The sequence below is a fragment of the Actinotalea ferrariae genome, assembly GCF_019733465.1.
GTDB lineage: Bacteria > Actinomycetota > Actinomycetes > Actinomycetales > Cellulomonadaceae > Actinotalea > Actinotalea ferrariae_A.
Window position 1 is genome coordinate 1 of sequence record NZ_JACVQL010000229.1, and the last position, 7515, is coordinate 7515.

4 protein-coding genes are annotated in these 7515 nt (G+C 77.6%); 3 read left to right on the forward strand and 1 reads right to left on the reverse strand.

The genetic code is table 11. The features are described from left to right. A partial coding sequence (locus ICW40_RS16405; RefSeq protein WP_308121866.1) for a DUF3152 domain-containing protein occupies positions 1–861 on the forward strand: 861 nt, incomplete at its 5' end. A gap of 2 nt (positions 862–863) precedes the next feature. Here ICW40_RS16405 and ICW40_RS16410 read toward each other — a convergent pair. Next, positions 864–1673, reverse strand: a complete 810-nt coding sequence (locus tag ICW40_RS16410; protein WP_221655087.1) for a class I SAM-dependent methyltransferase — start codon at positions 1671–1673, stop codon at positions 864–866. A 66-nt stretch (positions 1674–1739) separates the two neighbouring features. On the opposite strand from ICW40_RS16410, the gene ICW40_RS16415 reads away from it, so the two are divergent. Both ICW40_RS16415 and ICW40_RS16420 read left to right on the forward strand, forming a co-directional pair. Further along, positions 1740–4958, forward strand: a complete 3219-nt coding sequence (locus tag ICW40_RS16415) for an ATP-dependent helicase (protein ID WP_221655088.1) — start codon at positions 1740–1742, stop codon at positions 4956–4958. After that, a partial coding sequence (locus ICW40_RS16420; protein WP_308121867.1) for an ATP-dependent helicase occupies positions 4955–7515 on the forward strand: 2561 nt, incomplete at its 3' end. The genes ICW40_RS16415 and ICW40_RS16420, both read left to right, overlap by 4 nt.

The following is a 7515-nucleotide window of genomic DNA, read 5'->3' on the forward strand; positions in this document are numbered from 1 at the left end:
GCGCTGGCCCTCGCGGGCGCCCTCGCGCTCGGCGGGGGAGCCGCGACCGCGGCCGTCGTCGTCCACCCCCGTGTCGCGCCGTCGGCGGTCGCGGAGCGCGACATCACCCGGTCGGACGAGCCGACGGCGAGCCCGACCCCGTCCCCGACCGTCCGCGCGGGCGGCGTCGCGGCGACGAGCAGCGGCCCGGTGCTGCCGCCCGAGCCGCCACCGGCCACCGAGCCGCTGGTCCTGCCCGCTCCGCCCGCGAAGGCGGCGCCGGTCGACCCGAACGCGCTCGACGCGGCCGGGCTCAGCCTCGCCGACCGCGCGGCCGGGCTCCTCTCGCCCGCCGTCCCCACGGCGGCGTCGGGCACGCTCGTCGTCGTCCCCGGCAGCGAGCCCCCGCCTGCGTCCGCGGCGACGGTGCGCACCGTCCGCGTCGAGGTGGAGGCGGGCCTCGAGGTCGACGGCACCCTCTTCGCACAGACCGTCATGGCCACGCTCAACGACCCGCGCGGCTGGGGCGCCGACGGATCGGTCGCCTTCGCGCGGACGGACGGCGCGGCGGACCTGCGGGTCGTCCTGGCGTCCCCGGACCTCGTCGACACGATGTGCGCGCCGCTCGACACGGTGGGCCTCTACTCCTGCGGACGCAACGGCCACGCGGCGCTCAACCACACGAGGTGGGTCCAGGGGACGCCCGAGTTCGGCGCGGACCGCACCCTGTATCGCCAGTACCTCGTCAACCACGAGGTGGGTCACCTGCTCGGCAACCCGCACGTCGAGTGCCCCGGTCCCGGGCAGCTCGCGCCGCTGATGCAGCAGCAGACCGTGGGCGTCGCTCCCTGCGTGCCCAACGGGTGGCCGTTCCCGGGCTGACGTCAGTCCCGGCCGCGCTCGACGACGACCTCGGCCAGGTCGAGCTCGACGTCGGCCGTCGCCCGCCCGCCTGCGGCGATCACGTCGAGCGCCGTCGTGAGGTCGTCGAGCTCGGCGGGGTCGAAGGCGGTGACCGCGTACGGGTCCGTGCGCCACGTCCGCACGTTCATGGCGTGCAGGGCGGCCATCGCCGGCACCGAGGGCCGCAGCGGCACGACGGCGGCGTGGACGACCTCCGTCCCGGGCACGGCCGCCGCCAGGTCGCCCAGGCGCGAGCCGATGTCGAGCGCCTGGCCGTGGTGGCGCTGGAGCTCGTCGACGAGCGCGTAGTAGCGGCCCAGCACGGGGTCGGCGGACGCCAGGCGCGCCGTCTCCTGCGCGAGCAGGCGGCCGCCTGGCACGAGCGCGCCGACCCACGTGGCGAGCGCGGCGCCGGGCGCCGCCAGGTGCGTGAGCAGGAACCGGGAGAGCGCGAGCTGCGCGGGTGCGACGGGCAGCGGGCCGACCGTCACGTCGTGCTGCACGACCTCGACGCCGGCCGGCGCGGCGGCGCGCGCCCGCGCGACGTGCTCGGCCGACCTCTCGAGGCCGGTCGTGCGGCGCGCGCCGCTCGTGGCGTGCACGAGGGCGGTCGTGTGGCCGGGCCCGCAGCCCAGGTCCAGCGCGTGGTCGACCGGCGACGGGCTCCAGGCCGTGAGCAGGGCCCGGGTGGGTGGGTCGAACACCTCGGCGAGGAGCGCGAGGCGCCGTGCGGCGGTCGGGGTGTCGCCGAAGGTGTACGTGTCGGCAGCGGTCGGTCGGCTGGCGTCCATCCGTGCAGCATGCCCGTCGGCGCGCGTGACCGGGGTCGTGTCGGAGGGCTGTGATGGGATCTCCGCGTGACGTTGACCCTCGTGCCCCCCTCCGTGCGCACCCGGTGGCCGGAGCCGGACGCGGATCAGCGCACCGTGGTCGGGCACCGCGGGCCCGCGCTCCTCGTCCGCGGTGCCGCGGGCACGGGGAAGACGACGGCGGCGCTCGAGCTCGTCGCGCAGCGCGTCGTCCGCGGCGAGCTCCGTGCCGACGAGGTGCTGGTGCTGGCCCCCACGCGTCGCGCCGCGGCGCGGCTGCGCGACGACCTCTCCGTGCGGCTGGGCCGCACGACGGGCCAGCCGGTGGTCCGCACGGCGGCGTCGGCGGCGTTCTCCGTGCTGCGCGCCCGCGCGTCCCTCCTCGGCGAACCACCGCCCACCCTCATCTCCGGCCCGGAGCAGGACATGGTGCTGGCCGAGCTGCTGGCCGGCCACGCCGCGGGCGAGGGCGCGCGCGTCGCCTGGCCGCCACGGGTGCCGGCGGGCGCACTGGGCCTGAGGGCGTTCCGCGACGAGCTGCGCGACCTGCTGATGCGGGCCGCCGAGCGCGGGCTGCGGCCGCCCGAGCTCGCGCACCTCGGGCAGCAGCACGCGCGCCCGGAGTGGGTGGCCGCCGCCGCGGTGTACGCGGAGTACCTCGACGTCACGCGGCTGCGGTCGGGCACACCCGACGCGGGTGCGCGGTACGACGCGGCCGTCGTCGTGGACGAGGCCGCCGAGGCGCTGCGGGCGTGGGACGCCGAGGTGCCGGGGGCCCCGCGTCCCGGCTGGCGCCTCGTGGTGGTGGACGACCACCAGGAGTCGACGGCCGCGACGGCGCGGCTGCTGCACGTGCTGGCCGACGCGGGGGCCGACGTCGTGCTGCTCGCCGACCCGGACGCGGCGGTGCAGACCTTCCGTGGGGCGAGCCCTGGCCTCGTGGACCGCGCCGGCGCTCCGCGCGGGAGCGGGCTGGGCGCGTTCGGTGCGACCGAGGTGGTGCTGGGCACGGTGTGGCGGCACGGCCCGGTGGTGCGCGGTGTCGTGCGCGCGGTCACGGAGGAGATCCGTGGGCCGGGGCGCCGCCACCGCGCCGCGGAGGCGTCCGCGGAGCACGCGCCGTCGGGGGAGCCGCGGGAGCACGGCCTCTTCGGGGGCGCCCCCGTCGCCGTGCGGTTCCTGCGCTCGCCCGCGCAGGAGGCCGCGTACGTCGCGCACACCCTCCGCTCCGCGCACCTGCACGACGGCGTCCCGTGGAGCCGCATGGCCGTGGTCGTGCGGTCGGGAGGCCAGGTCGCCGAGCTGCGCCGTGCGCTCCTCGCGGCCCAGGTCCCCGTCGCGGTGGTGGGCAGCGACGTCGCGCTGCGGGCCGAGCCTGCGGTGCGTCCGCTGCTGCTGGCGCTCGGTGCGGTGCTCGGCGCGGAGGCGCTCGAGCCGGCGGTCGCCGCCGAGCTCCTCACGTCGCCGCTGGGCGGCCTCGACGCGGTGGGGCTGCGGCGGGTGCGCCGCGCGCTCCGGGCGGAGGAGCTCTCAGCGGACGGCGAGCGGACGAGCGACGTGCTGCTCGTGGAGGCGCTCGCAGCGCCCGAGCACTCCGCGACGCTCCCCACGGCCGTGCGCCGGCCCGTGCAGCGTCTCGCCGCGGTGCTCCGGGCGGGCCGGGAGGCGGCGGCCGCGCCCGGCAGCACCGTCCTCGACGTGCTGTGGGCCCTGTGGTCGGCGTCCGGTCTCGACGAGCCGTGGCGCCGGCGCGCCGTCGCGGGCGGCACGGGCGGCGCGCGCGCGGACCGCGACCTCGACGCGGTGCTGGCGCTGTTCACCGCTGCGGAGCAGTTCGTCGACCGGCTGCCCATGGCACCGCCCGCGGCGTTCGTCGAGCACCTCGCCGCGCAGGACCTGCCGGCGGACTCGCTCGCCGCGCGCGGGGACGTCGAGGAGTCGGTCCCCGTGCTCACCGCGGCCGCCGCGGCCGGTGGCGAGTGGGACGTCTGCGTCGTCGCGGGCGTCCAGGAGGGCGTCTGGCCCGATCTGCGGGTGCGGGACTCGCTGCTGGGTGCGCAGCACCTCGTCGAGGTGCTCGCCGGGCGTGCGGTCGGAGGTCCGGGCGCCACGGCCGTGACGGCGGAGGCCCGCGCGGCGGTGCTCGACGACGAGCTGCGCGCCTTCGCCGTCGCCGTCTCGCGCGCCCGTCGGCGGCTCGTCGTCACCGCGGTCCAGGACACCGACCACCAGCCGTCGAGCCTGCTCGACCTCGTCGACGCCGGTCCCGGCGAGGAGGGCGAGGACACCCGGCTCGTGCAGGTGCCGCCTGCACTCGACCTGCGTGCCGTCGTGGCCCGCTGCCGCGGCGTGCTCGAGGCGGCACCGGACGCCGGCCCGTCCCACCCTGCCGCCGTGCTCCTCGCACGTCTCGCGGCCGACGGCGTGCCGGGCGCGGACCCGAGGCACTGGTACGGCGTCGCCGAGCCCTCGACCTCCGCCCCGCTGTGGCCGGCCGACGGCACGGTCCCGCTCTCACCGTCCAAGCTCGAGGCGGCGGCCACGTGCGCGCTGAGGTGGGCGCTCGAGGCGGCTGGCGGGACCGCGGCCGACTCGGGCGAGCAGTCGCTCGGCACGCTCGTGCACGCTGTCGCTGCTGCGCTCCCGAGCGGTGATGAGGCCGAGCTCGCCGCGCTCCTCGACGAGCGCTGGGGCGAGCTCGGCCTCGGGGACGGGTGGGTCGGCTCGGTGCAGCGCCGGCGTGCGGACGGGATGATCCGGCACCTCGCGGCGTACCTGCGCGGAGCCGGCCAGGTCGTCGCCGTGGAGGAGCCGTTCGCCGTCCAGGTGGGGCGCGTGCTGCTCCGTGGGACCGTGGACCGGCTCGAACGGCTCCCCGACGCACCCGACGGCTCGCCGCGCGTCCGGGTGGTCGACCTCAAGACGGGCCGCAGCCCGGTCTCGGCGGACGCGGTCAGCCGGCACGCCCAGCTCGGGGCGTACCAGGAGGCGCTCGAGGCCGGTGCGTTCACCGAGCACACCGGCGGCGCGACCAGCGGGGGTGCCGCTCTCGTCTACGTCGGCACCACGAACAAGAAGCCCAGCGTCCGCGAGCAGGTCGCCGTCGCCGAGGACCCGGAGCCCGAGTGGGCGCGCCGGCTGCTCGACGACGTCGCGACGACGGTGAGCGCGTCGGCCGTCTCGGCCACGGCGAACGACCTGTGCCGCACGTGCCCGGTCCGGCGGTCGTGCCCGGTGCAGCCCGAGGGGCGGGTGGTGGGCGCGTGACCCTCGTCCAGGAGTCCACGGACGTGCCGGCGCAGGCGCGCCCGTCCCTCGGCGCCGCGGACGTCGCGCGCCTGCTGGGCCTGCCGCCGCCCACGCCCGAGCAGGTCGCGGTCATCGAGGCGCCCCTCGAGCCGCTCCTCGTCGTCGCCGGAGCCGGCTCGGGCAAGACGGAGACGATGTCGGCACGCGTCGTCTTCCTCATCGCGAACGGCCTCGTGCAGCCCGACCAGGTGCTCGGCCTCACCTTCACGAGGAAGGCCGCCGGCGAGCTGTCCGAGCGCGTCCGGCGCAGGCTCCGCGCACTGCGGCTGGTCTCGCGCCGCGAGCTCGACCAGCCGACCCTCGTGGTCCCGACGATCTCCACCTACAACGCGTACGCCGCCGGGCTGGTCGGCGACCACGCGCTGCGGCTGGGGATCGAGCCCTCGGCGCGCCTGCTCGGCGAGGCCGCTCGCTGGCAGCTCGCCCACGACGTCGTCGAGCAGTGGGCCGGTGACCTCGAGGTCGACCTCGCGCCGTCGACCATCACGTCGGCGGTGCTCGACCTCGCGGGCGGCCTCGCGGAGCATCTCGTCGAGCCGGGCGAGCTCCGGTCGGAGACCGAACGGCTCGTGGAGCGGCTCTGCGCGCTCCCGCCCGGGACGACATCGCGCGCGGCGGACGAGAAGCTCGTGACCGCGGTGACGGCCTCGGTGCGGCTGCGCGCGCGTCTCGTGGACCTCGTCGAGGAGTTCACCGCGCGCAAGCGTCAGGCGGACGTGATCGACTTCGCGGACCAGGTCGCGCTGGCGGCACGGCTCGCACGCGAGGTGCCGGACGTCGGGGCGGGCGAGCGCGCGCGGTTCTCGGTCGTGCTGCTCGACGAGTACCAGGACACCTCGGTCGCCCAGCTCAGCCTCCTGCGCCACCTCTTCGGTGGCGCCTCGGGCGGCGTCGGCCACGCGGTGACCGCCGTCGGGGACCCGCACCAGTCGATCTACGGCTGGCGGGGCGCGAGCGCCGGCGGCCTGGAGCGCTTCCCGCTCGACTTCCCGCTGCGCGACGACGCCGACGGCCCCGTGCCGGCGGGTCACCTCGCCCTCTCCACCTCGTGGCGCAACGACGAGGCCGTGCTCACGGTCGCCAACGCCGTCGCGGGTCCGTTGCGGGACGCGGCCGTGCGCACCTCGGGTGGTGTCACGCTCCCCGAGCTGAGGTCGCGCCCGGGAGCAGGACCGGGTCACGTGGTGGCCGCCTACCTCGAGACGCTCGACGACGAGGCGCGCGCGGTCGCGCAGTTCGTCCGCGACCGCCGCGAGGCCGCCGGAGCCGGTGCACCCGCGACGGCGGCCGTCCTGTGCCGCAAGCGGTCCCAGTTCCCGGTGCTCCAGGCGGCTCTGCTCGACGCCGGCCTGCCCGTCGAGGTCGTGGGTCTCGGCGGGCTGCTCAGCGCACCCGAGGTCGTGGACCTCGTGGCGGCGCTCGAGGCGGCCCACGACCCGTCGCGCGGTGACTCGCTCATGCGCCTGCTCACGGGTCCGCGTGCACGGCTCGGTCTCGCGGACCTGCACGCGCTCGCGGACTGGTCGCGCGAGAGCCACGACGGCCCGGCCCGGCGCGTCCCGGGAGCGGCCGATGTCGCGGACGAGCGGAGCATCGTCGACGCGCTCGACGCGCTCCCCAAGCCCGGCTGGGTCAGCCGTCAGGGCAGGTCGGTCTCGGCCGCCGGCAGGGCGCGTCTCGAGGAGCTCGCCGGGGTGCTGCGCGCGCTGCGCGGCCTGACCTTCCTGCCCGTGGTGGACCTCGTCGCCGAGACCGAACGGCTCCTGGGCCTCGACATCGAGGTCGCCGCGCGGCCCGGGATCGCGCCGTCGACGGCGCGGGCGAACCTCGACGCCTTCCGGTCGGTCGCCGGCGGCTTCGGCGAGGCCGAGGGAGGGACGCTCGGCGCGTTCCTGGCCTGGCTCGAGGCGGCTCAGCGGGAGGAGCGGGGGCTCGAGGCGCCGGTCGGTGACATGGACCCGGGCGCCGTTCAGCTGCTCACGGTGCACGCCGCCAAGGGGCTCGAGTGGGACGTCGTCGCGGTGCCCGGACTCGTCGACAAGACGTTCCCCATGGCGCCGCGCACGTCCGGCTGGATCAAGGACCACGGCGCGCTGCCGACCCGCCTCCGTGGGGACAGGGACAGCCTCCCGGACGTGGCGCTCGACGTCGCGACCGACCGGGCCGACGCCGCTCGTCGGCTCGTCCAGTACGTGGCCGACCACGCGGCGCACCAGCTCGGCGAGGAGCGCCGCCTCGCCTACGTCGCGCTGACGCGCGCGCGGCGTGACCTCCTCGTCACGGGGTCGGTGTGGCGCGACGCCCAGCGGCCGACGCCGCCGTCGGTGTTCCTCACCGAGGTCGTCGACGCCGTCGGCCCCGGGCGCGTCCTCGAGTGGGCGCCGGACCCGGCAGCTCCCGACGAGGACGGCGTGCCGCGCACACCCGTGAAGCCCGTGCCGCCGGTGGCGGAGGCGCCGCTCTGGCCGCCCACGGCGCCGTTCGGGTCCCGGCGTCACGCGGCGCTGGACCGCGC

What these genes read in the sequence shown, in the direction of transcription:
- ICW40_RS16410 (WP_221655087.1), bottom strand. Translation starts at nt 1,673, where the DNA reads ATGGACGCCAGCCGACCGACCGCTGCCGACACGTACACCTTCGGCGAC.